This window comes from Polynucleobacter sp. UK-Mo-2m-Kol15 (genome assembly GCF_018881505.1).
In the GTDB taxonomy this organism is placed as follows: Bacteria; Pseudomonadota; Gammaproteobacteria; order Burkholderiales; family Burkholderiaceae; genus Polynucleobacter.
The window spans coordinates 518,913-541,831 of sequence record NZ_JACVQC010000001.1 but is presented as its reverse complement, the minus strand read 5'-3'; the positions used below and the strand labels follow the sequence as shown (position 1 = coordinate 541,831).

The window sequence follows — 22,919 nt, the reverse complement described above, 5'->3', positions numbered from 1 at the left end:
ATATGGGATACATCATCTGCTTGCAGCAAGCTTGAGAAATCCTCGTCTAATTGGGCGAAATTCTCTTTACTTCCACGCAACCAATAAACCAAGCATTTTGGATATTTCTGTATTAGCTCTTGAGGTCCAATGCCATTAATAAATTCATAGTCAATCGGTCGTAACTTCCAATTCAGATCTGGATAATCTAGGCTACCAATACTATCCCACCAGACATAAATTGCTAGCCTGTTTTTTAAAGTCCTCTCAGATAAATCCATCAAATCAGGGCGAAACTTAATTAAAAAATACAGCGCATTAGGCAGAGCCATGACTGCATCAGCCGATGGAATTTCGCAGTCCTCTAACCAACTAGTTACACTCATAAACGCATTTTAACGCTTATCAAACCCTAGCATACCATGCGACAGCAAAGTTCTCTGATTCGAGGGTAAGATTTGGAGAATAATAAGGGTCTTCAGAAAGACTATTGCCCCACCTATTTTTCATATAACTTACTTCACTATCAAAGCGCACCTTTTTCTCGGGGGTATCCTCATGACCTCTTGTTGCGGATTCATGATGATAGAGCTCCGCAAATGGTGTCCAGACATTGCGGTAGCCCATTTCACGAACCCGTAAGCAAAAATCAATATCATTAAATGCAATTTGCAAATTTTCATCTAAGCCACCAACTTCTTTAAAAATTGAAGCTCGTATTACAAGGCATGCTGCTGTAACCGCACTAAGAGTGTTACGTAAAATCGCCCTACTAAAGTATCCTGGTTCTGATCTAGGAAAAAATTTATGGGAATGTCCTGCTACTCCCCCAATGCCTAAAATAACCCCAGCATGCTGAAGTGTCTCATTTGGATAAAGAAGTTTCGCGCCAACCGCACCTACTTTAGGCTGCAAGGCTATTGAAACCATCTCAGTCAACCATTGAGGAGTAATCACTTCAATATCATTATTCAGTAGACAAATTAAATCAGCGCTGGTATTCAAGCCAATATTGTTATTAATTCTAGAGTAATTAAAAGGGGAGTCATCTCGGATTACGCTAACCCCATAATCGCTCTGAAGACTTTCAAAGTATTTTAGACTTTCATCCTCTACCGAGCCATTATCAATAAGGGTAATTCTGTAATTAGGGTATGTTGTATTTTCTAATATTGAATCAATACATTGCCTAACCAGATGAACAGAGTCGCGGGTCGGAATGATAATTTCAACACAGGGCTGAGGGAATTCGATCTCATAAGAAACTTGATGATAACCAGGCGCACCTTTTGGTCTGTCGATAGATGCGCGAATTGAATTTCTCTGTAAGTGATTTTTAATAGCATTTTCACCAGCATTTACGGCATAAGGCTTAGCCTCATGACTGGACGAGGTGCTCTGAGGAATTATCCGCCAGTGATAGAGAACCCTTGGTATATGTTTTATACCCTCTACTCCAACAGCATCCAAGACACGCAATGCAAGATCGTAATCTTGCGCCCCCTCTAAACCACATCTAAAACCACCAAGATCTCGAATCAGGGAGAGCCTATAGGCAGATAGATGGCAAATCATATTCTGAGAAAGAAATAAATCGTAATTAAAATCACATTTAAAGTATGGGTTTGACCTACAGCCATCCACAGATATTTTGTCTTCATCAGAGTAAAAAAGGCTGACCTCTGGAAACTCAATTACGCTTTTGGCAATATAAAATAATGCAAGTGGATGTAGCTCATCATCATGATCCAACAATGCTACAAAATCACCAGAGGCCATCCCAAGCGCTGAATTACTAGCCTCACATATGTGGCCGTTTTCATCGCGCATCAAAAATTTAATTCGATGATCCTTATTTTTATACTCATTTAAGACTTCTTTAATTTGCGGACTTTTTGAATAATCATCTGCAATACATAACTCCCAGTTCTCATAAACCTGATTGATTACCGAATCTATTGCAGCGCGAAGAAGATCAATGGGGGTTTCATATGTCGGCATTACAATACTTATCAGAGGAGAAGCGGTCAACTGATTAATCTCGTCACTCAACGCCTTGTATCTTGAGGATGGAATTTCATTTAAGTCAATCCATTTTTGATAATCAATCTCTGGAATTGATTGCTTCATATAAGCATCGACTTTTGCAGCCCTCTGATTCTCAATTAACCCTGCAATTTCTTTTGCATCATATGATAGGAAATGAATGTGCAAATCCAGCAAAGAAAACAGGCCGGATCGCGCAATAGGATCAAACCTGATTCCACATAATGAATCTGAAAAGGCGATATCCTGAGATATAAAACCCTGCTCATCAGCCTTGAGGCTAATTATGTTAGCTTCACTCATTCCAGCACCATCATCAAAATATATGACCGGCGCAGAAATTATTGGTGCATCTGACTTTATTTGCAAAGTTAATCGAACTGCCCTACCCTGTAGGGACTCCCAATTCAAAATCGAAAATTGAGGATCGTCATTTTTTGCTAGCCAAGTATAGCCATTTTTAGTTGTAGCAATTACATTTGCCAGTGGATGTAGTTCAAATTTCATTTATGTAAAAGAGATTGATAGATCGGAATTAAATCTCCTGCGATAACACCCCAGGAGTACTTATGAAATTTATCAATATTATCAGGTATTTTTTTACCCGCATTCAATATTTCAAGAATTTTATTGGCAATATCGTCGATATCCATAGGATTTAAGTACTTAGCAGATTCTGCAAAATATTCTGCCGTTGGTCCAACTTCAGTGATTGCAATTGGCACACCCACAGCATGAGCCTCCAAAGCGGCTAAGCCAGGGGTTTCAAGGGTACTTGGCAAACAAAAAATGGTGCAGGCAGAATAAGCTGACTTAAGTAAATCAGAATCATGAGGGAGTGGTCCTAAGTAAATAACCTGGTTACCACCCTCCTCTATACATAGATTTAGATAATTCTCGTCTCGTGCATGACCAATCAATACCAACTTCATATCTGGGACTAACTTCATGGCTCGTATTAGATTCAGCTGATTTTTTCTGGGTTCAATATTTCCAACATTTAGGACAAATTGAGTGCTTATATTGAAATGAATTCTAAAAAGCTCAGGAGTAACCCGCTCATAGAATTCATCGTCTACGCCATTAAGAACTGTAAAAAACTTCTCTCTGGGTAACTGAAGAACAGAGGCTAAACTATCGCACTCTAAATTGGAGTTAGCAATCACAGCATCAGCCAAGCTGAGTTGCTGAGCTATTTCAGAAATTGGGTAAAGATGTTTTGTATCCTCTGTAATCCATAAGCTAGAAGATATAACTAAAGGAAGTCCCAATTGCTTCACAAAATTACAAAAATGGACTGACCCCCCAACACAAGAGAAAAAATGGACTAAGTCAAATCTTTTAAATTGGGGATCCCACTGATTAAAGAGCTCTACGTTGACACCATGTACAGGGAGATGCTTTAAATATGCCTGAAGCTGAACCTCTCCGCCACCCGGAGTGTGAAAGGCCATTGGATATGTTGCAAATAAAATATTCATTTAAAAATATTTACTATAATAGTTAGAATAAATAAAAAACATATTACCTTCATAAATAATGATTATTTAATGCTCCATAGATCCATAAGATACATCAATTCATTCGGCACTAAAATATAATTTTGAGAAATTTGAATACCTATTTTTTTGTTCATACACCCAAAAGTGGTGGATCATCTTTTATTTCATTCATTGATTTAAATATTTTTCCTAATAGATTTATCATGCTTCATGATGCATGCGATGGATTTAATAAGGAGAAAATACTCTTATGTGACTCAGGTTTTGGGGGTGGGCATATAGGATTTGGCGCCCATCGCATGATTAAATACCCTCTAAAATATTTTACTCTGGTTCGAGACCCATTAACGCGGGCAATCTCTCACTTTAACTATGCACTTGAAGGGAAAAATTTTGCGGGCCTAGTAAGCGCCTCATTTTCAGAAACCGAATTCCTAGTTATGAGAAGAAAAATTTCACTGGATCAGTGGCTAGAGAAGTCCCTGGGAGGGAGAAATATTTTAAGCAATATGCTAACTTCAAGTGATCAAATTATTGATGGGGGAGTATATGAAGCGGCTGTCGAAAATTTAAAAAAATATTTTATATTTACAGGTCTATGTGAAGACATGAGTGCAACTATTTTAGTTTTTTGCAAAACTTTTAATATGTCTTTCCCTTTCTACATTAATACAAATAAAACACGAAATTCAATTGATAGGATCGAGCCAAGCGAAGGTGCTATTCAAAAATTTAGAGAGGACAATGCCATAGATTTTAAAATTTATGAATTTGTAAAAGATGATTTTGAAAAAAAATTAAATTAGAAGGGAATCTTTACTCTGACGCATTAAAAGATACAAAAAAAATTCAAGCCGCTTTAAATAGCATTGATTCACCTTACCTTTATTTGTCTGCTGTTGATGGTTTTAAGCCCGAGCACATTTTAGATATTAGAAACAAAGTTTCTAAATTTGACTTGACTCCTATAAATAGATACTTATCTTCAGCAGTAAAACATAATCATTCAACTATGGATTTATTTGTAGGTGTCGTTGATTCGGTTACCGAGAATAATATTTTTGGTTGGGCGATCAACCTCTCTAACCCCGCTGAAAAAGTTGAACTTATACTTGTCGTTGATAGCAAGATAGTTTCCTCAGCCACAACTGGTATATCTCGGCCAGATGTTGCATCCGCAGGTTATGCTAGTCAATATACTGGGTTTGTAATGAAGCTACCAAATCCAACCCCAAAGTCATTTGATGTAATTCTTGTCAAAACCGGGCTAAAACTTGACCGCTACCAATGGAAAAATGATTGGCACCCTACTAAATAAGTAAGCGTGGTTAATCTGTTTTACCTCCAATTTGACTAATTTTTGTGTCACAACCAATTGAAAAGTAATGGTCTTTATGCTGTCGTAAAAACTTCTACCTTTAATAGACAGTTAATATATTGTAAATCCATGCTCTTTTATTAAAGTTGCATAACTTTTATACTTTAATAAGGGTATTTAATGCAATTTACCTATTTGATTTATACGATCGATCATTTTTTCGAGTCGAGTTGCCCAAGTATTGTCACCAACAATATTTGCAGCCTCAAGTTCACTTAATTTTCCTCTATTAAGCTGCCACTCTATTCCATCCTTAAATGTCAGAGCATTATGTCCAACAACCACCCCTAAAGAACGCTCTTGTAAAAAATCTAAAGGGGTAGAAACGACAGGAAGGCCGGCGGATATATATTCGTAATATTTCATTGGAAACATCGATTTAGTGTAGGAGTTAACTAACGTGGGTAAGATCCCAACATCTATCCCTGCCAAATACATAGGCAAATCAGCATACTTAACATATCCAATAAAGTGAACATTGGGCTCAAGTTTTAATTTCTCAACAAAGGAATTTGATTGCCCCTCTCGTTCCTCACCAATAAATACAAAGCTCCAAAGAGGGGAGTGCTTAACCACTGCCAGCAACAACTCAAAATCAATTTTGAAGTCTGATAAAACGCCAACATAACCAATCCGCGGGCGAGGAATTGATTCAAGGTCTCGCGGGGAATTGGAAGGATTGGATTGTTGCGAAAAATGCTCAAAATCAACCACGTTTGGAAAGTTATATACTTTGCTATTAATAGCTTTGCATTTTTCAAACAAAGTGGTGCTGGTTGTAAAAACCATATCTACTCGCTTGAGAAAAGTCTTCTCCGCCACATTAAAAGTGTCACCATCAATTCCAGGAACCGATGATAAATCATCAACACAGTGATAAATAATCGGCCATTTACAATTTTTTGGAAGCGCATCAAGCGCGTATGGATGGTATGACCAAACAATTGGATTGCGCGCCCCACCTACTACTTGAATTCTTTTTACAAAAGCTTTAATAGCATGGCTCAATAAGAATCTGTTAAACCAACGCACCAAATGCCAGTGATGTTTAAGTGGAATAATTAAGGGCGACAAAACATAAATATTGTTATCAACCTCTTGAATTCCTCGAAAAGACCTAAATAATCTTCGGAAAATTCTTGAAATATCAATACCGCTGGTTAATTTAGGTCGACGCAAACCAATGCTTTCAATATAGAGTACTGTAATGCCTTTTAAGGCTAAATTTTTTGCGGTATGTTGCTTATTAGTCCAATAAGGAGCATCCCAATCAGCAGTTGAAAATAGAATGCAGAGATCGATTGGTGTCACCGGGAAAACTCTTCAATATTGCGATTAGCCAAAACATCAAGAATTCTTCTTGCGGCCAACCCATCACCATAAGGATTTAATGCACTTTCAAGATCTTTTTTAATTTGCGGATTATTTAAGTACTGCTTCACGGCTCCAACAATGCCCTCTCTCGTGGAGCCAGCTACTATTGCAAAGCCTTGTGCAACACCCTCGCCCCGTTCTGTGTGCTCGCGCATTACTACTACAGGAGTGCGGAAAGAGGCAGCCTCTTCTTGAATTCCACCAGAATCAGTCATGATTAAAATTGCATGGCTCTCCAAGTACAGCATGGTTGAAAAATCTACGGGCTCAATTAGAGTTATTTGGGAGTGATCACGAAGCTCCACATTAATTACCTGCTTTACATTCGGATTTAAATGAACGGGGAATATAAAATCTACACTAGGAAATTCTGCGGCTAATTCCTTGATAGCTTGACAAAGTGAATGGATGCCCTGGCCATGATTTTCACGACGATGAGCAGTTATTAGAATAAATTCTCGCTTAGGAGTAATACTTGTAACTTCTTTAAGGGCATCAACTTTTTTTTGATCACCCGCCAAAATATTAAGAGCATCTATAACTGTATTTCCTACTAGATATATTGAATTTGAATTAACGTTCTCTAGTATCAAATTGGCCTTAGCCCTGACTGTAGGAGCAAAATGCCATTTAGCAATTCGAGAAATAGTAATGCGATTAAATTCTTCAGGGAATGGACTATTTATATCGCCCGTGCGCAATCCTGCCTCAACATGAGCAACAGGAATCCCCACATAAAATGCCATCAAACTCGCTACAAATGCCGTAGTTGTGTCCCCCTGAACAACAACAATATCCGGCTGACTTTCAGCAATGCATTTTGAGATTTTGGTTGAAAGAATCGCAGTGAGGCTAGCGAGGGTTTGATTTTCCTCCATCACACCCAAATCAATGTCAGGCTTAATACCAAACACCATCAGGGCTTGGTCCAGCATTTCACGATGTTGACCCGTAGAGCAGGTAACCACCTCTATGTTAGGCTCTTGCTGAACCAACTTAATTAAAGGCGCTAATTTAATCACTTCTGGGCGAGTGCCGAATATGATCAAAAGCTTCATAAAACCATACCTTTAGAGTCCATACTATAAATATTTTCCCCATACTCAATTGCGACATTTAAGGCTTTTTTATTGGGGGCTGGAGGGGTAGATACTTTAAGGGCTCCATCCACATGCTGTATGTAAATATTAGATTTGTAGTGCATAAAATCTAGGGCATCATTTTCATTTAGGAATAAGACCCTATCAGACAATTTTCGAATATAGTCAATAAGTTGACCGTGAGCATTTATTCGCTCATCTTCATCATTCCAGCCATACTGATAGCGCTCTGAAAATGGGTGGTCCAAATATCCAAAAAAAGTTCTGGATAGAAAAGATTGCTCAAAAGCTTGTTTATAAACTGCAAGAGGATCACCCGTCTCTAGCAAACAATCCCCATGCAGCATGCATTGCTGGGTATGCCCAATGAAATCTGGCTCTGAATACGGTGGTCGCCCACCTCGAGCCATCACAAAATCTGGATCGTTTGCAATGATTCCACCAATACAGCCAGAATAAGAAGCCTGAGCCAAACCTAAACGTGCATATAGGGGAGTTTGATGAAATGGTGATACCGCATATTTTGGAATAATTTCGGTTGCTTGATTAATAATAGCCGCAGACTCAACACCTTCGCGCATTGCCTCCTCTTGACTTCCACCCCAATTAGGGGCGTGAGTAAGGGTGTGGGACAAAATGGCGCCGCCTGAAGCCATTACTTCGAGTGGTAACTGATGATGTCTGGGGTCGGCTAATACAGTAGCCTGTAAAGCCAATGAAAATGGAGCCTTCCATTCTTTATAGGCCATATATAGTGGCCGCGCAGATTCCACATCCTCATCGCAATCTAAGCGCATCGTAACTGCCCCCTCGTATCCATATGGAATTTCTGAAACTACCGGCCAAGCTGGTATTTCAGAAAAACGATACTGATAAATATAAATTTCAACTAATCGCCACTCATAAGAGTCGACCGGCCCAACTTGGCGATTAAACCAAAGCAAACTTGATTGAGGGTAATCCCAAAGCGCACAATAAGCTGACAACCGTTCATCGCAAGCGACTAGGTATGCCAAGGCATTCTCCTGCCTTACATTTGCACAGTTAGATAGCGACCAAATAGATCCATTCACAGTAATCGCGCCAAATCCCAAATTATTCCACTCGTCAGCGTAGTCATATCGACAAAGGGCACGAGAATAAGAAGAATAGTCACCTTCGCTGAGACCTTTAACATAACTTATAAAGCCCTCACTTTCAGAAAATTGATAAGTCGGCGCTGGGCTACATACTGATGCATTGATGACTGCCTCTGAAATAACGCTTACTTGCATTCCAAGAAATTGCGCAATGGACGGAGAAACCGCTCCAAAAACGATAACCTTAACTACCATTGTTTTTAGTGCAAGTATAAGTAAAGGGGCTAACTCCTCTGGAGGGTCAACCAAAACCCAAATAGTGTATTTTGAATTTGTCTGCAAATGCGCAAATTCATTTATAGCTAGTTCAGAATAAGATATGCTCCGAACACTACCTAAGCCACAGGCACGCTCAAATGCAGCGCAAACAATTTCGCGTAATTCGTCATTGCCACAGGGGCAAGCTACTTGAATCATGCTGTCACCACATGACGAAATTTAGCATGGCGCCCCACCCGAATTAAATCCTCATGCCCAATGAACTCAAGTTCAAAAGCATCCCCCCAAAACTGATTAATTTTCTGTGAAATATGATCCCTTACATCGCTAGATTCAGGGACAACTTTAAGTTTGGGTGGCGAAGTGCGCAAATCGATCTGAAACTCTTGAATACCGCCGACTCGGTGATCAAGCATATCTTGTATATGGTGAGTAGGATGATTAATGCCATTAATCGGCACTTGATCATGAATGCGCCCAACCACATTTTTTAGGAATACGCCCTCTTCATTCCTCTCAACCGTACCAAGATCACCAGTTCGATATCGAATTAAAGGCATGAGATGGTTATGAAAACCCGTAAAAATTAACTCTTCGACACGTTCAGACCCTTCACCTATGGTAGCTGATTCAGCCCACCCCTCAGATTCTAGAACCTGCAGCTTACCCTCACTTCCGCTAAGCTGGTATGCCATCACCCCCAGTTCAGCCAATCCATATCGATCAATTACCTCACAGCGTAATACCTTAGAGATTAAAGCACGCTGATGATTCTCCAACAACTCGCCACTTGATTCAAATATAGAAAATAATTTTAAGGAGCATCCTCTTGAATGAAGATAGCATGCTAATGCATACATTGTTGAAGGATGTGCATGAACCAAATAAGGTTTGCGCCGTTTTAAAAGCGCAATCACTTCCTCCAAACCGATTTCATCCAAGCGATCAAAAAAGATATTGGTGCGGTTCATTGCAAAGCATTTAAAATCTTCCCGAGTGAACCACTCCGTTACTACTGGCGAATCAGGAAAGCGACAAGCAAAATGGAGTTCAGACCGAGACTTTACTTTTCCAATTCTTTCCCTTGCGTAAAGCGTTACTGCTGCCGAGTAATCTGCTGCAGGTTGGTCATAGTAAATAACAGAAGATAAGCCAGTTGAACCCCCCGTCTTACAGACGTGGTGACGTATTTGATCTAAGGGTTTGGACAACATACGACCACTTTGTTCGCGTATGATCTCCTTTGTTAAGTAAGGAATATCGCTCAAATAGGCAATATCTTTCTTTATTTTTTGAGGGTTAATGTTGAGCTGAGAAAAAAGATCGCGATAATACGGGACCTGATGAGCTGCAAATTCAATCACATTGGCTAGTCGCTCTTTTTCAATCAAAGCACGCTGTGTTGCAGGCAATGTATAAAAACCTCGCAATTCCTTTACCTTTTGCCTCACCTGACGATTTTCTAATTTCTCGGCAATTGGGTAAGCTATGAAGGCGCTAGCTAAACCAGCCACCTTAGATAAGGGCCAAATCGACAGAGCTGATTCAATCAGTGGTGAAATGGTTGAACGCTTAAACACGGCCAATACCTCTGCGTTAGTTGACTAATTCTTTTATTACCGCTTCATCCGAAATTATTCGTCCATGCTCGAGTTGAATTTTACGATTACAAATTCTATTTATAAGCTTTTGGTCATGCGAAGCAACTACTAGGATGGATGTTTTGCCAATTAACTCCCCTAGGCGTTGAGAAGCTTTAACGCTAAAACTCTCATCACCCACACTAAGCCACTCATCCATAATTAAAATATCTGCTTCTACACTCGTAGAAATTGCAAATGCCAATCGCAACATCATGCCGCTTGAATAGGTTCTTACTGGCAAGTTTAAATACTCCCCGAGTTCAGTAAAGTCGGCGATTTCCTCAATTTTGCTACGGATGCGTGCTGGCTTCATACCATCCAATATGCCGCGCAAGTAAATATTTTCAAAACCTGTAGCATCAGGATCCAAACCCATAGACACATCCAATAAGGAGGCAATTCTTCCCCGAACAACTAGGTCACCTTTTACCGGCGCATAGATACCTGAAAGCACACGCAATAAAGTCGTTTTTCCCGACCCGTTATGCCCAAGAAGCCCAATCCTTGAACCTTCTTCAAATATAAAATTAATATCCTCAAGCGCGGCTACATATGGATGGTGGCCAACCGATTGGCCAATTCTCCCGCCCGTGGATACGTTTAAAACCACTTTTTTTAAAGACCTATGAGAGTTTTCGAATACAGGAAATTCGACCGTCACATTGTGTGCAGAAATTAATTTTTTCATCTTCTTAAAGCCAATAAGCTACACGATTTCTATATTGAGACATTAAATACTGGCCTAAGGCGAGTCCAGCTAAAACTAAGCCAATAGACCAATACCACGATTCCATGGGAATTTGCTTACCCAGTATTGGGGCTCGAACAATCTCTATCAAGTGATACAGGGGGTTATATTCTGCAATCCAGCCCCGATCTTTTAAAATTTCCGGAGACCACATAATAGGGGTAAAGAAAAAAGCAATTTGAAGAAAGTTAGAAACGATTGGAAGAACATCGCGGTAGCGAGTACATAAAATACCAAGAACCACGGTAATCCAGAGGGCATTAAATAAAAGCAAAATTAAGCCAAAAGGTAGCAAAAGAATTTCATAGGACGGCATATCCCCAAATATAATCAATGCCAAAACAACGATGGGTAAGCTGTGTAGCAAAATAATGAAGTTTCTCCACACCACTCGACAGACATGAACTGATAGAGGTAAATCAATCTGCTTAATAAGGGCACTGGACGCAATAAATACGGTACACCCTTCTAAAATTGAGCTTGATATAAATTGCCAAACAACCAAACCGGCTGCCAAAAACGGTAAATAATTAGCAATTTCTTGATTTAAAATTGAAGAGTACAGAGCTCCTAACACTCCAACCATAATGGCAGTACTCAAAGTAAACCAGAAAGGGCCTAAAACTGAACGTCGATAACGTTGTTTAATATCATGCCAGCCAAGAGTACCCCATATCCTAAATGCGTAAATCCCCTTAATAATGTCTGAGTTTGGCGTATGGTTCATACTTAATTTTAGTACATTTCAAGCCTCCACCTGCACATAAATGGCAGGCGCATCTAAAGCAATATGATTAACTATGCCAATTGATGTGATCAAACCCTATCGATACTGGTACGATCTAATACTGAGTCCAGGTCGGTTTTCTAGAAAACAATGGGAGTTTGTCTTTATTATGCAGTCCCTATATAAAAACGGGAAACTAAAACCCGGCATGAAGGGCTTGGGTTTTGGCTGTGGCAGAGAGCCCTTACCAGGTGTTTTTGCTAAATTTGGTTGCATAGTGACCGCTACGGACTTAGACCCAGAATCGGCGCATGAACAAGGTTGGGTTGAAACAATGCAACATGCAGCATCACTACAAGAGCTTTACACCTCATGTAACAGGGTTCTGCCTAAGTCTACTTTTTTGAGCGAGTATCTTTTTTGTCTGCAGATATGAATCAGATACCCAATAGCTTCTTCGATCAATATGATTTTGTCTGGTCAGCATGTGCCTTAGAGCATCTTGGCTCATTACAGCATGGGGCGGAGTTTATTAAAAACTCTTTAAAATACCTTAAGCCCGGTGGGGTCGCAGTGCGCACCACTGAATTTAACCTTTCCTCAAACGATGCTACTCTTGAAAGTCCAAGCTGCTCTATCTATCGGGAAAAAGACATTACTCAATTAGTCCAGGAATTGGAGCAAGAAGGCTACGATGTAAAGCCTCTCGACTTAAATACAGGTGGCTCATCCGTGGATAACTATATTGATACTCCCCCTTACGGATTCTCACCCCATCTAAAGCTTGAGCTTGCTAGTTTTGTTGTGACATCCATTGGTTTAATCATCTCCAAAAAGTGATTAAGTCACGATGCGAATATTACATATATACAGAACTTACTACCCCGACTCTCAAGGCGGCATTCAAGAAGCTATTCGGCAAATCTGCTTGGCTACACAAGCCCATGGCGTGCAATCGCGCATTCTTACCCTCTCCCCAAATCCAACCCCCCTTAAGCTACCATTTCCAGAAGGTGAAGTTATTCGCTCTCGATCATGGATGGCACCAGCGTCTTGCGATATGGGGGGTCTTAATAGCCTTATCGAGTACCAGAGATTAATAAAATGGGCAGATGTAATTCATTACCACTTCCCGTGGCCTTTTTTAGATATATTGCAACTATCCAACTTTTCAAAAAAGCCAAGTGTTCTAACTTATCACTCCGACATTGTTAAGCAAAGGTTTTTAAAAAGACTTTATAGTCCGCTAATGCATCACACCTTACGTGCGATGTCGATAATTATCGCCACCTCTCCAAACTATTTGGAGTCCAGTCCAGTCCTCAGAAAATACTTCTCCAAGGGAAAAGTTACAGTCATTCCGTTAGGCATATCAAGGCCCCAAGCCAATTTTGAGACTTCTAATGCATCTGATGAGGAGTATTTGAATCAGATTGGGGTTAAAAGCGGACACTATCTACTATTTCTAGGGGTTTTAAGGCACTACAAAGGAGTTCACTCCTTAGTTTCTGTAGCACAATCGGTCCAAGGAAAAATTGTCATTGCTGGCGATGGCCCTGAAATCAAAGCACTAATGCAACTCTCCAATCATTATCAACTTAAAAATGTAGTTTTTTTAGGGGAGGTGACAGAGCATCACAAGCATTTACTTTTACAACACTGCACCGCTCTTGTGTTACCCTCGCAATTACGGTCTGAAGCTTTTGGAATGGTGCTAATTGAGGCCTCAATGCATGCAAAAGCTATGATTTGCTGTGAATTGGGCTCTGGGACCTCTTATGTAAATATACATGGTCTGACAGGGCTAGTAGTCCCCCCCAAAAATCCTGCCGCATTATCTGAAGCTTGTAATCAGCTTTTAAATAATCCGACACTGGCAAAAAAAATGGGGCATGCAGCCCTTGAGCGTTATGAATCACTTTTTTCAGCTAATTCTCTTGGAAAATCCCATGTAGACGTTTACTCGCAAGTCATTGGAATTAGCCCTAAAAAACCCAGCTTTCGCTAATATGTATAGCCTCACATCAATCACTTAAGTGACAGCATGATTTTCTTAATCGCATGTTCTTTATCCACAATATTACTAGCGCTAATAACGATATCAGAATGTGATGGCTGCTCATACGGGCTTGAAATCCCTGAAAAATTAGACAACTTGCCTTCTCTTGCCTTTTTATAAAGACCTTTGGGATCGCGTTGCTCGCAAACAGCAATTGGTGTATCAACAAAGACTTCGATAAAGTTTTCTGGTCCAATCAACTTTCTAGCCATCACTAGCCCTCTTGCAAATGGCGAAATAAATGCCGTCATTACAACAGGACCTGCATCCATCATGAGCTTGGCCACCTCCGCAATGCGCCAAATATTTTCTACGCGGTCAGCCTCAGTAAACCCCAAGTCTCTATTCAGGCCCAGTCGAATATTATCGCCATCTAATAATTAGTTATGCTTTCCTTGCTTGTGTAACTCAACTTCTAAAGCATTAGCCAAAGTGGATTTTCCAGAGCCCGAGAGACCTGTAAACCAAACGACCTTTCCTTGATGCCCATGTAGTTTTTCTCGCTCAAGCTTGGTAATACTTAACGCTTGTGTATGAATGTTATCTGCGCGGCGTAAACTATGTCGAATGAGGCCAGCAGCTACTGTTGAATTAGAGAAATGATCCACTAAGATAAAGCCGCTCAACTCTTTTGAACTGGCCCACTCTTCATAGGCAATGGGTTTATTGAGTGCAATATTACAAAGCGCAATATTATTGAGATCCAATTGCGTACTAGCGTTTTTTTTCAATGTATTAACATCAATGGCTTAGTCCAATGGTAACATCGGGCGCCTTTTAACTAAGCGGTTCTCTAGCCGCAATTTGCAACTGCTATTGGGATGTATTTTGTTGCTGGTTGCTCTTAAACTCATTGCTTAGCCGCAAAACCAAGTCAATAGTCCATAAAGTCAGTCCATACTAACAATGAATACTTGAGATTGACTTCTAGGGCATTTAGAGATGATCACTAGAACCCTTCATTTACAGAACAGGATCGCTAATACCGTTTATCTCATCGCATATGCGGGCGGCAATTCAATATGCCCACTGAGATAATTTTAGAATTTATAATCAAGCAGATGATTTCCCTTTTAGCCTCCTTTTTCACCTCCTTTGTTGTCACTTTCTTGATTATTCATTATCAGAATTTGCATATGCCTCTCTCGGCTGATGAAGATATAAAAGGGATCCAAAAATTCCACGTCACTTCAGTACCCCGAATTGGGGGCATTAGTATTGTTGCCGGTATTTTTGCTGCAACTCTTTTTAACCTCAAATCCCATGCAGACACCAATTTTGCAACTACGCTACTGCTTTGTGCAGTCCCCGCTTTTGCTATCGGCTTAATGGAAGATTTGACCAAAAACGTAGGTGTCAAAAATCGACTTCTTTTAACCGCTATTTCAGCAGCAATGGCAAATATCTATTTAGACGCACAAATTATCCGACTAGATATCATTGGCGTAGATTATTTATTGGCATTGCCTGGAGTTGGACTCATTTTTACTATCTTCGCCATTACTGGTATGGCCAATGCATACAACATCATTGATGGCTTTAATGGACTCTCGAGTATGGTTGGAGTTATTACCTTAATGGGGCTTATTTATGTAAGTTATCTGCTGGGTGATCCACTCATGATGTACTTAAGCCTCATCATGGCAGGAGCCATTCTTGGATTTTTCATATGGAACTATCCAAGAGGACTGATCTTTCTGGGGGATGGCGGCGCCTATCTCATTGGTTTTTGGATTGCAGTCATTAGCGTCATGCTCGTAGCACGACAGCCTCAAGTATCGCCTTGGTTTGCATTGCTAATTAATGCCTACCCAATTTCAGAAACGCTCTTTACCATCTACAGAAGAACAATGCACCAGGGGAAAAATCCTCTCTTACCTGATGGCATTCACTTTCATACGCTCATTTTTAGGCGCATTCTGAATTCGATATCTAGAGGCCATCAAGGGGCTATCTTTACAGCCAATGCTAAGACATCACCCTATCTTTGGATGTTAACTTCAATGGCTGTCGTACCTGCTATTTTGTGGTGGAACTCCACACCTATTTTGATTACTTTCACAATCCTCTTTACGATAAGCTATATTTGGCTTTACAGTAGGATTGTGAACTTCAAGACCCCACGCTGGGCTAAACTTTTATAACTTAAAGCGTGATTAATATTGATTTCATTAAAGCATCCTATCGACTACTTATTTTGCACTCTCCAAATATCGAAAATACCAAGGTCTAAAATTTATAGCTCTTAACTACCTTTTGACTCACGGACCTCCAGCCGCTTATTTGAGCTTACAGCCGCAGCAAAGAGTGCAATCAGGAAAAAGTAGTGCTCTATGTACTCACGTTCGCTGACTTCCCCCACTATCCAAAACCCAAAAAGTCCTGCAATTAACCAGAGGGCTATGCAGGGGATGGGACTTCCCACCGCTACTACTTGCTCCGTAAAACCCGATCCCCGATCTTGATTTTGTGCTCTGATGCTTAGCCAAACTACCCCTAGAATAGAGCACCAGGTCAAGATTAGGCCAGGCAAACCTAGTCCGAGAGTAAAATCTACCCAAGCGCTGTGGGTCATCTGTACAGAGGATTGTGGATATTGAGCACGCATGTAGTAACCAAAGGCCATGTGAGAAACGCCGTTTCCTAGCGGATTTTCCCGTACAAGTCTTGTTCCCTTGATAAACCAGGAGACCCTCTCGTAGGTGCTTCCGTTAATGTGGCGCCCTTTATCATCCACAGGAAGTGTGGATGCCCCACCATCTTTTACCCAAGCCTGGTTTTGGTCTATTTGACTAGAGATGCGGATATCCCCAATTAGATTTGCTAATTTACCCTCTTGTTGACGATCATAAGTCCAAAATAGAAATAGCCCTGAACCCAAGATAGTCAAGGCTAACAATGCTACAGCTCCCAATTGAAGGTGTTTTTTGAGTGATCTCTTTTGCCCTTCTACATTGAGGCTTGAGTAAAGTAGAACAAGAATACACAGCAATAATGCTAATGTAGACACAATGATACCGTTTAAGGCCCTTGCAGCTATAAAATCAACGATGCCGCTGAACACTAAAATGGTGCCAAAAAGGAGTGGCAATAGCCTTGCTTTTTGCAAGCCATTTAGCGCAAAGTAAATGAAACCAAAACCAATCAATACCTGACATAGCACGAAGTAAACAGCAGAAAACTTGCCCTTATAGAAACCGTAAAACATGCCGCTAGGCAATATCCAGTGATGCTGGAGATGCACTTGATAAAGGTACTGAATAAAGGTAATCGTCGGCAGCAAGATCATTGCAAGAATGACCCACCAAACCATTTTGGGACGCCTATTGAGAATAAGACCGGTCGTCGACCCCAATAACAATGCTGCAAGCACTCTTAGCCACGTACTTTTGAGCTCTTGCCATTGCTGATCTTTCAGCTCAGATAAAAAATACCAGTGCAACATAACCCACAGCGGCACCAAAAGCAAACAAATAATTGGCCATAAAGCCTTCCAATTTAAGGAAGGTTTTGTAATCCATACCCATCCAAAGGCAGCAATCAATCCAGTGAAAAGCGCAATATTTCTGGCTGCAATGGTGTGCGGCAATGCCCAAACCACGAGCAATACTACTGTCGCCAGGAAAATCCAGCCACAAAAGAATTGCTCTAGCAGGCGAAGAAAAGAATATTTAGTCAAATTATCAAAAAGGGTGACCATTTAGTGATTTAGCCACTATAAATAGGTACTTTTATTATTTAATGCGAATAGCTTCCATTATCACTCAAACATGACCTAAATAATCAGCGCCGCCCGCTAACTGAAATCACCCCAAAGCTTAAAAAGGTCCCCCAAAATCTGGTTTATTCAAACGTCCTCTCAGAGACATGTCGATCTAATTTGCCGTAGACGCCATCATTTATTCTCACGTAAAAAAGACGATATATTTTGGAAGGGGATATGTGATCTTCCCGCGAGAGAGTGAGCAGCTAAGAGTTGGACATATTTGGATGACATATAAATCTCTCATATATGCTCAGAACACCATAATTATCCCCATATAAGAATTATTTCAATCATCCGAGACTATGAAGAATTGCCGATTTAAGCCCGCGATTAGAATGACGAAATTTTATTTTCACATATTGGCAAGCAATTGCTGACGATAATACTCAAGGGTTAGCATTTTTCGGTCAAAGTTACTGGTAGATCTTCGGACATAAGCTTCTTCCCAATTTAACTGCAAAAGATCCTCCCAAGCATCTATAAGTAAGATGGGCAAATTGGAGTAAGCCGAAGTCCAGTCTTGCTTCAGCAAGACTGGAATCGTATCAACATACTGGGCCTCCCAAAAACGATGGGTATCAATGCCGTTCCCCCTAGGGCACAAGCAAAAACGATGTTCGGCTACTTGAGCAATGTATTGTTCGAAACCCACTGATGATCCAACGGTGACTCCTGGGATATTGGATACAAGATCAATAATCGATTGCCGCCCGGGGTGAGTGCTTGCACTAAAGTTAACATAAAGGTTTTTTGTTTTTTGATACATATGTCCAGCATCAAAAACATCAGCCACGCGCGTTAGGCCCCATTGGCTATTTGCCAAACCAATTGGCAACGCATTCAACTTTGCATGGCTAGTTTCACAATTTTGTGCAAACCATGCGATCAAGGATGGATGATTCATTAAATCTAAATCCTCAAGACTCACGCTATGATCTGAATTATGCGTCAACAGCACATATGGCTCATGCAGCCGTGGGGCTATAAAGCTCTTAAAGTAAGGCAATAAATGGGTATAGACAAAAATAATCTTGGCACCCTGACAAACTCTCAAGAAATCCAAATTAGGGGGGAGTTCAAAGCGTTTTTTCTTAAACCACTTATTTTCTTCTTTTTCGGGAATTTCTAAAACGATAGGTGTCTGAATCTTTTCTCGCCCATGAAAAGCGGTAACTCCAGGAGAGCTAATCGTCAAATCAGCAAGCGCCTGAATTCTTTCCCCAGTCAATATCGAATCAGCATTGCTCGGAACCCCAGAATTAAAGGGGGATACTCCCAACAAGTCCTTGGAGTGTGCATGTAAGGCTAATACCTTAGTGCATGCTCCATGGAAACTGATGAATGGAGATCTATGAAATCCCTCATATTCCCAAGAAAAACGACAGTCTCTTAAATGAAAGTCACTGCTTTCATTTTCAAAAAATCTCGTATCAGAAGGATCATTCATCCAGTGGACGCCACCAACATATTGACCAATTGCCGCGCCATCAAAAATTCCACCAAATAAATCAATGCCCTGACAGTACCTAGCAAGATCTAGAGTATTTAACTTTGCGTATTCCAAAGGTATCGTGGGGAGCGGCTTCGCACCTAAATCACTTCGCATCGCAAAAGCGCCTAAAGAATCCATATCATTCGCATCAGAACGATCCGCAATAAATTGCACTAGCTCAGATGCAATCGATGCATCTTTTAACCAAACAATCCCGGGGATCGCCCTACCCCTATCCACTGGAACTGCAAACTTGGCAAAGCTGCTAAATTGTTCTATCTTTTCAGCGGGATCAAAATACAAGACAACATCATTTTCAAGATGAATGCAGTTCTCCAACCCCTTGAGTTGAATAAAGTCAGCCAATACAAAAAAACGGTATGAGGTAGAAAACCAGAATCCATTTCTAAAGCTACGGTCTAGGGTGGCATTTTTAGCGAAATGTTTAGTTACATCGCTTTGCGGAATATCCTCAATTGCCACAAAAGCAATATTTCCCAGGAGATCGTCGGGGCCCCCAAAATTACCCTGTAGACCTTTCTCCAAATCTCCAATATGAGATTTATTAACCAACACATAAACCTGGGATTGTGGAGCGACTTTTGCTGCAATCACAATCGCATTTGTTAAATATTCTGGAGGCGCACTCTCGCCTGAATGGACAAAAATAATGGAGGTATATTTTTTCTGCATGACTAAATTAGAAGCTTATCTTTGTTTTTTTGATTTAAACAATGAGGGCAGGTATACCCTAAAGAAATACGGAATTGCTACCCGCCGATAGTACGGCTTAGCCCGATCCCACTTTTCAAAGCTAACATAATCATAGCTGCTCAATTGTTCATCTATCACGCGATCATTTAAGAAAGCAATATGCCCCAATGTTGAATTACCCAATCTTAGCCATTTATTTTCAGAATAAGTGATTTGATCGGGATAGTGATGTGAAATGAAGGTGCCTAAAGTCTCATACTCAGAAAAACCATTCCCCTGTTCAAAATCAATGCTATCCAACAAGGCATTGAGCCAGCTAGTTTGATGTTTTTCCTCTATTGAATGACAAAAAGCATCAAACCAAGACGCCCTTAGAACAAAACACTGGGCAATGAAGGAAAAATCAACCTTTTTTCCTAAACCCAATAAGCGGGTAATCGTTTCAAAATAAGGGGGGTGATATTCATCGCTTTTGTAATAAACCAACTTACCTTGAGCATCAATAAAAGTTAAAGTGCGGATCGGCACTGTATCAGCATCCCAAATCAGAACAAGCTCATTTGGCTTGCAAGCACTAACTGCATACAGCTTGATCAACTGCTGTAAATACCATCCAAACTGATTTGCAATCCTAGCGGGCAATCGTCGTTTAATCTCTGCTGAAAAATGCTGGGTAAAAATAGACTCACCCAACACCTCAAAAACGCCAGGGGTAATTGATTTAAAAAAATCTACCTCACTGTCTGGTACATATACCTTATACCGTTTAGCTGAAATGAAGCGAGCGATATAGTGAGAGGCTACCCTCCAAGTTTGCGCATCACGTTTACAACATACGCAAACCAATTCATCCACCAAGGCTGGCGATAGATCGCTCACAGTCTATATACCAACAAAATCTCGATAGGCAATGGCAAGTCCATCTGCCAGACTCACTTGCGCAGTCCAACCCAGTTTATTTAAACGCTCAGAACTCATCCACTTTCTTGGCGATCCATCAGGTTTACTAGGATCAAAGCTAATCTTGCCTTGGTATCCTATTGCACTGGCTACTGCATGGGCTAATTCATTTATGGTCACATCACTGCCAAAGCCCACATTAATATGACTTTGCATGGGTTGGGTGTGCTGATCATAGATAGCTTTATCCAAGTCCATTACAAAAACCGAGGCAGCAGCCATATCATCAACATAGAGAAACTCACGCCTAGGTGTACCAGTTCCCCAGATGACTACCTCGGGTGCATTGGCGATCTTGGCCTCATGAAATCTTCTAATGAGGGCGGGGATCACATGGCTGTTCTCAGGATGGTAATTATCGCCAGGGCCGTAGAGGTTAGTCGGCATCACTGAGCGGTAATCCACTCCATGGCTTTGACCATATTGACGGTTGTAGCTCTCGCACATCTTGATACCAGCAATCTTGGCTACTGCGTAGGGCTCGTTAGTCGACTCTAACTTGCCTGTGAGTAAGGCATCCTCACTCATCGGCTGTGGAGCAAGCTTAGGATAAATACAGCTAGAACCTAAGAACAATAGCTTTTTAACCCCGGACAAAAAGGCCTGATGAATGACATTGTTTTGCACCATCAAATTGTCATAAATAAATTCAGCTGGAAAGGTATTGTTAGCATAAATACCGCCTACTCTAGCTGCCGCTAAATAGACTTGAACAGGCCTTTCAAGTTCAAAGAAAGATTGGACTGCAGCTTGATTAGTGAGGTCAAGCTCTGCATGAGTGCGGGTAACGATATTACTAAAACCCTTGGCCTGCAAATTTCGCAAAATGGCAGAGCCCACCATACCTCTGTGGCCTGCCACATAAATCTTTTGATTGAGATCTTTACTCATGCGGATACTTTTTATCTTATTTTATTTTTTAGTTTTCTTTGCCCACTGCCACTGAGTAGCCATGCTTAGTCAATAAGGCATGCTGTTTCGCCTTTTCTAAATCATTTGCCACCATCTCAACGATCATTTCATCGAGTGTGATTTCTGGAACCCAGCCCAGCTTTTCTTTTGCTTTCGTAGGATCACCCAAGAGGGTCTCTACTTCAGTAGGACGGTAGTAGCGTGGGTCGATTTGCATAATCACATCACCGACTTTTAAGGCTGGCGCTTTGTCACCCTCAATATTTTCTACAATGGCTTTTTCATTTTCAGCGGTGCCTTCAAACTTAAGGGTGATACCCAGTTGCTTAGCACTGCGAATGATAAATTCACGCACAGTGAACTGCACACCCGTAGCAATCACAAAGTCTTCTGGCTTATCTTGCTGCAGCATCAACCACTGCATGCGTACATAGTCTTTAGCATGACCCCAGTCACGCAAAGCATCGATATTACCCATGAATAAACACTTCTCCAGACCTTGAGCAATATTCGCTAAACCACGAGTGACTTTTCTTGTAACAAAAGTTTCGCCACGACGCTTGGATTCGTGGTTAAAGAGGATGCCATTACAGGCATACATGCCATAAGCCTCACGGTAGTTCACAGTAATCCAATAGGCATACATCTTGGCTACAGCATAAGGACTTCTGGGATAAAACGGTGTGGTCTCTTTTTGAGGAATCTCTTGCACTAAGCCGTAAAGCTCTGAAGTAGATGCTTGATAAAAGCGGGTCTTTTTCTCCAGACCCAAAATCCGAATCGCTTCAAGCATACGCAATGGACCCATGGCATCTACATCTGCCGTGTACTCTGGTGACTCAAACGAGACAGCCACATGAGACTGCGCGCCCAAGTTATAAATTTCATCAGGCTGACACTCTTTAATAATCCGAACCAAGTTACTAGTATCAGTTAAGTCACCATAGTGAAGAATCAGATCTGGATGGTTCACATGCGGATCTTGATAAATATGATCAATCCGCTCGGTATTAAATGAGGATGCGCGGCGTTTAATACCGTGAACAATATAGCCTTTTTCTAATAGGAACTCAGCTAGGTAAGAGCCATCCTGGCCAGTGATACCGGTGATGAGGGCGACCTTCTTATTGGCTATATTGCTAGAATTTGTCATATTGATGA

18 protein-coding genes and 2 pseudogenes are annotated in these 22,919 nt (G+C 40.8%); 5 read left to right on the top strand and 15 right to left on the bottom strand.

Features of this window, described 5'->3' with window-relative positions:
* The 3 genes and pseudogenes from ICN43_RS02930 to ICN43_RS02920 all read right to left on the bottom strand — a co-directional run.
* Positions 1-365, bottom strand: a pseudogene (locus tag ICN43_RS02930) (hypothetical protein); the annotation flags it as partial.
* Positions 366-384: 19 nt separating this feature from the next.
* The gene (locus ICN43_RS02925) at positions 385-2,532 is read right to left on the bottom strand and encodes a glycosyltransferase family 2 protein (protein ID WP_216197115.1); all 2,148 of its coding nucleotides are present in this window, start codon (positions 2,530-2,532) and stop codon (positions 385-387) included.
* Positions 2,529-3,506 carry a glycosyltransferase gene (locus ICN43_RS02920; protein WP_216197114.1) on the bottom strand — a complete coding sequence of 326 codons (978 nt, stop codon included), beginning with the start codon at positions 3,504-3,506 and terminating at the stop codon, positions 2,529-2,531. The genes ICN43_RS02925 and ICN43_RS02920 overlap by 4 nt, the downstream gene beginning before the upstream one ends.
* Positions 3,507-3,628: 122 nt before the next feature.
* Between ICN43_RS02920 and ICN43_RS02915 the strand changes: the two genes are divergently transcribed.
* Complete coding sequence (locus ICN43_RS02915; protein ID WP_216197113.1) at positions 3,629-4,333, top strand: sulfotransferase family 2 domain-containing protein; 705 nt, start codon at positions 3,629-3,631, stop codon at positions 4,331-4,333.
* 83 nt (positions 4,334-4,416) lie between these two features.
* Positions 4,417-4,845 (top strand): hypothetical protein, encoded by a 429-nt coding sequence (locus ICN43_RS02910; protein ID WP_216197112.1) that lies wholly within the window; start codon positions 4,417-4,419, stop codon positions 4,843-4,845.
* A 177-nt stretch (positions 4,846-5,022) separates the two neighbouring features.
* On the opposite strand, the gene ICN43_RS02905 is transcribed toward ICN43_RS02910, so the two are convergent.
* From ICN43_RS02905 to ICN43_RS02880, 6 genes are read right to left on the bottom strand one after another with little or no spacing between them, the layout of a single operon-like run.
* A complete protein-coding gene (locus ICN43_RS02905) occupies positions 5,023-6,216 on the bottom strand; it encodes a glycosyltransferase (protein ID WP_216197111.1) in 1,194 nt (397 codons plus the stop codon).
* The gene (wecB, locus tag ICN43_RS02900) at positions 6,213-7,337 is read right to left on the bottom strand and encodes a non-hydrolyzing UDP-N-acetylglucosamine 2-epimerase (protein WP_216197110.1); all 1,125 of its coding nucleotides are present in this window, start codon (positions 7,335-7,337) and stop codon (positions 6,213-6,215) included. The genes ICN43_RS02905 and wecB overlap by 4 nt, the downstream gene beginning before the upstream one ends.
* Entirely contained in the window at positions 7,334-8,935 is a 1,602-nt protein-coding gene (locus ICN43_RS02895) for a polysaccharide deacetylase (RefSeq protein ID WP_216197109.1), read from the bottom strand. Before ICN43_RS02895 ends, wecB begins: the two co-directional genes overlap by 4 nt.
* Positions 8,932-10,317 carry a phenylacetate--CoA ligase family protein gene (locus ICN43_RS02890; protein WP_370623144.1) on the bottom strand — a complete coding sequence of 462 codons (1,386 nt, stop codon included), beginning with the start codon at positions 10,315-10,317 and terminating at the stop codon, positions 8,932-8,934. Before ICN43_RS02890 ends, ICN43_RS02895 begins: the two co-directional genes overlap by 4 nt.
* A gap of 16 nt (positions 10,318-10,333) precedes the next feature.
* Positions 10,334-11,068 carry an ABC transporter ATP-binding protein gene (locus ICN43_RS02885; protein WP_216197108.1) on the bottom strand — a complete coding sequence of 245 codons (735 nt, stop codon included), beginning with the start codon at positions 11,066-11,068 and terminating at the stop codon, positions 10,334-10,336.
* Positions 11,069-11,072: 4 nt separating this feature from the next.
* The gene (locus ICN43_RS02880) at positions 11,073-11,855 is read right to left on the bottom strand and encodes an ABC transporter permease (RefSeq protein WP_216197107.1); all 783 of its coding nucleotides are present in this window, start codon (positions 11,853-11,855) and stop codon (positions 11,073-11,075) included.
* 420 nt (positions 11,856-12,275) lie between these two features.
* Here ICN43_RS02880 and ICN43_RS02875 point away from each other — a divergent pair, with 420 nt between their 5' ends.
* Entirely contained in the window at positions 12,276-12,695 is a 420-nt protein-coding gene (locus tag ICN43_RS02875) for a class I SAM-dependent methyltransferase (RefSeq protein WP_255533397.1), read from the top strand.
* Positions 12,696-12,705: 10 nt separating this feature from the next.
* Entirely contained in the window at positions 12,706-13,863 is a 1,158-nt protein-coding gene (locus tag ICN43_RS02870) for a glycosyltransferase (protein WP_216197105.1), read from the top strand.
* A gap of 20 nt (positions 13,864-13,883) precedes the next feature.
* Here ICN43_RS02870 and cysC read toward each other — a convergent pair.
* Positions 13,884-14,522: pseudogene (gene cysC, locus ICN43_RS02865) on the bottom strand (adenylyl-sulfate kinase).
* Between the two features lie 453 nt (positions 14,523-14,975).
* Here cysC and ICN43_RS02860 point away from each other — a divergent pair.
* Positions 14,976-16,058, top strand: a complete 1,083-nt coding sequence (locus ICN43_RS02860) for a glycosyltransferase (RefSeq protein ID WP_216197104.1) — start codon at positions 14,976-14,978, stop codon at positions 16,056-16,058.
* 101 nt (positions 16,059-16,159) lie between these two features.
* Here the strand turns inward: ICN43_RS02860 and ICN43_RS02855 are convergent, their stop codons facing one another.
* The 5 genes from ICN43_RS02855 to gmd all read right to left on the bottom strand — a co-directional run bounded on the left by ICN43_RS02855 (position 16,160) and on the right by gmd (position 22,911).
* On the bottom strand, positions 16,160-17,614 hold the full coding sequence (locus tag ICN43_RS02855) for an O-antigen ligase family protein (protein ID WP_216197103.1): 1,455 nt from the start codon (positions 17,612-17,614) through the stop codon (positions 16,160-16,162).
* A gap of 418 nt (positions 17,615-18,032) precedes the next feature.
* Positions 18,033-19,865, bottom strand: a complete 1,833-nt coding sequence (locus tag ICN43_RS02850) for a glycosyltransferase family 47 protein (protein ID WP_216197102.1) — start codon at positions 19,863-19,865, stop codon at positions 18,033-18,035.
* A gap of 15 nt (positions 19,866-19,880) precedes the next feature.
* Positions 19,881-20,765, bottom strand: coding sequence for a DUF6492 family protein (locus tag ICN43_RS02845; protein WP_216197101.1), 885 nt, complete (start codon positions 20,763-20,765; stop codon positions 19,881-19,883).
* Between the two features lie 3 nt (positions 20,766-20,768).
* On the bottom strand, positions 20,769-21,737 hold the full coding sequence (locus ICN43_RS02840; RefSeq protein WP_216197100.1) for a GDP-L-fucose synthase: 969 nt from the start codon (positions 21,735-21,737) through the stop codon (positions 20,769-20,771).
* Positions 21,738-21,765: 28 nt separating this feature from the next.
* A complete protein-coding gene (gene gmd, locus ICN43_RS02835) occupies positions 21,766-22,911 on the bottom strand; it encodes a GDP-mannose 4,6-dehydratase (RefSeq protein WP_216197099.1) in 1,146 nt (381 codons plus the stop codon).
* Positions 22,912-22,919: the final 8 nt, after the last annotated feature.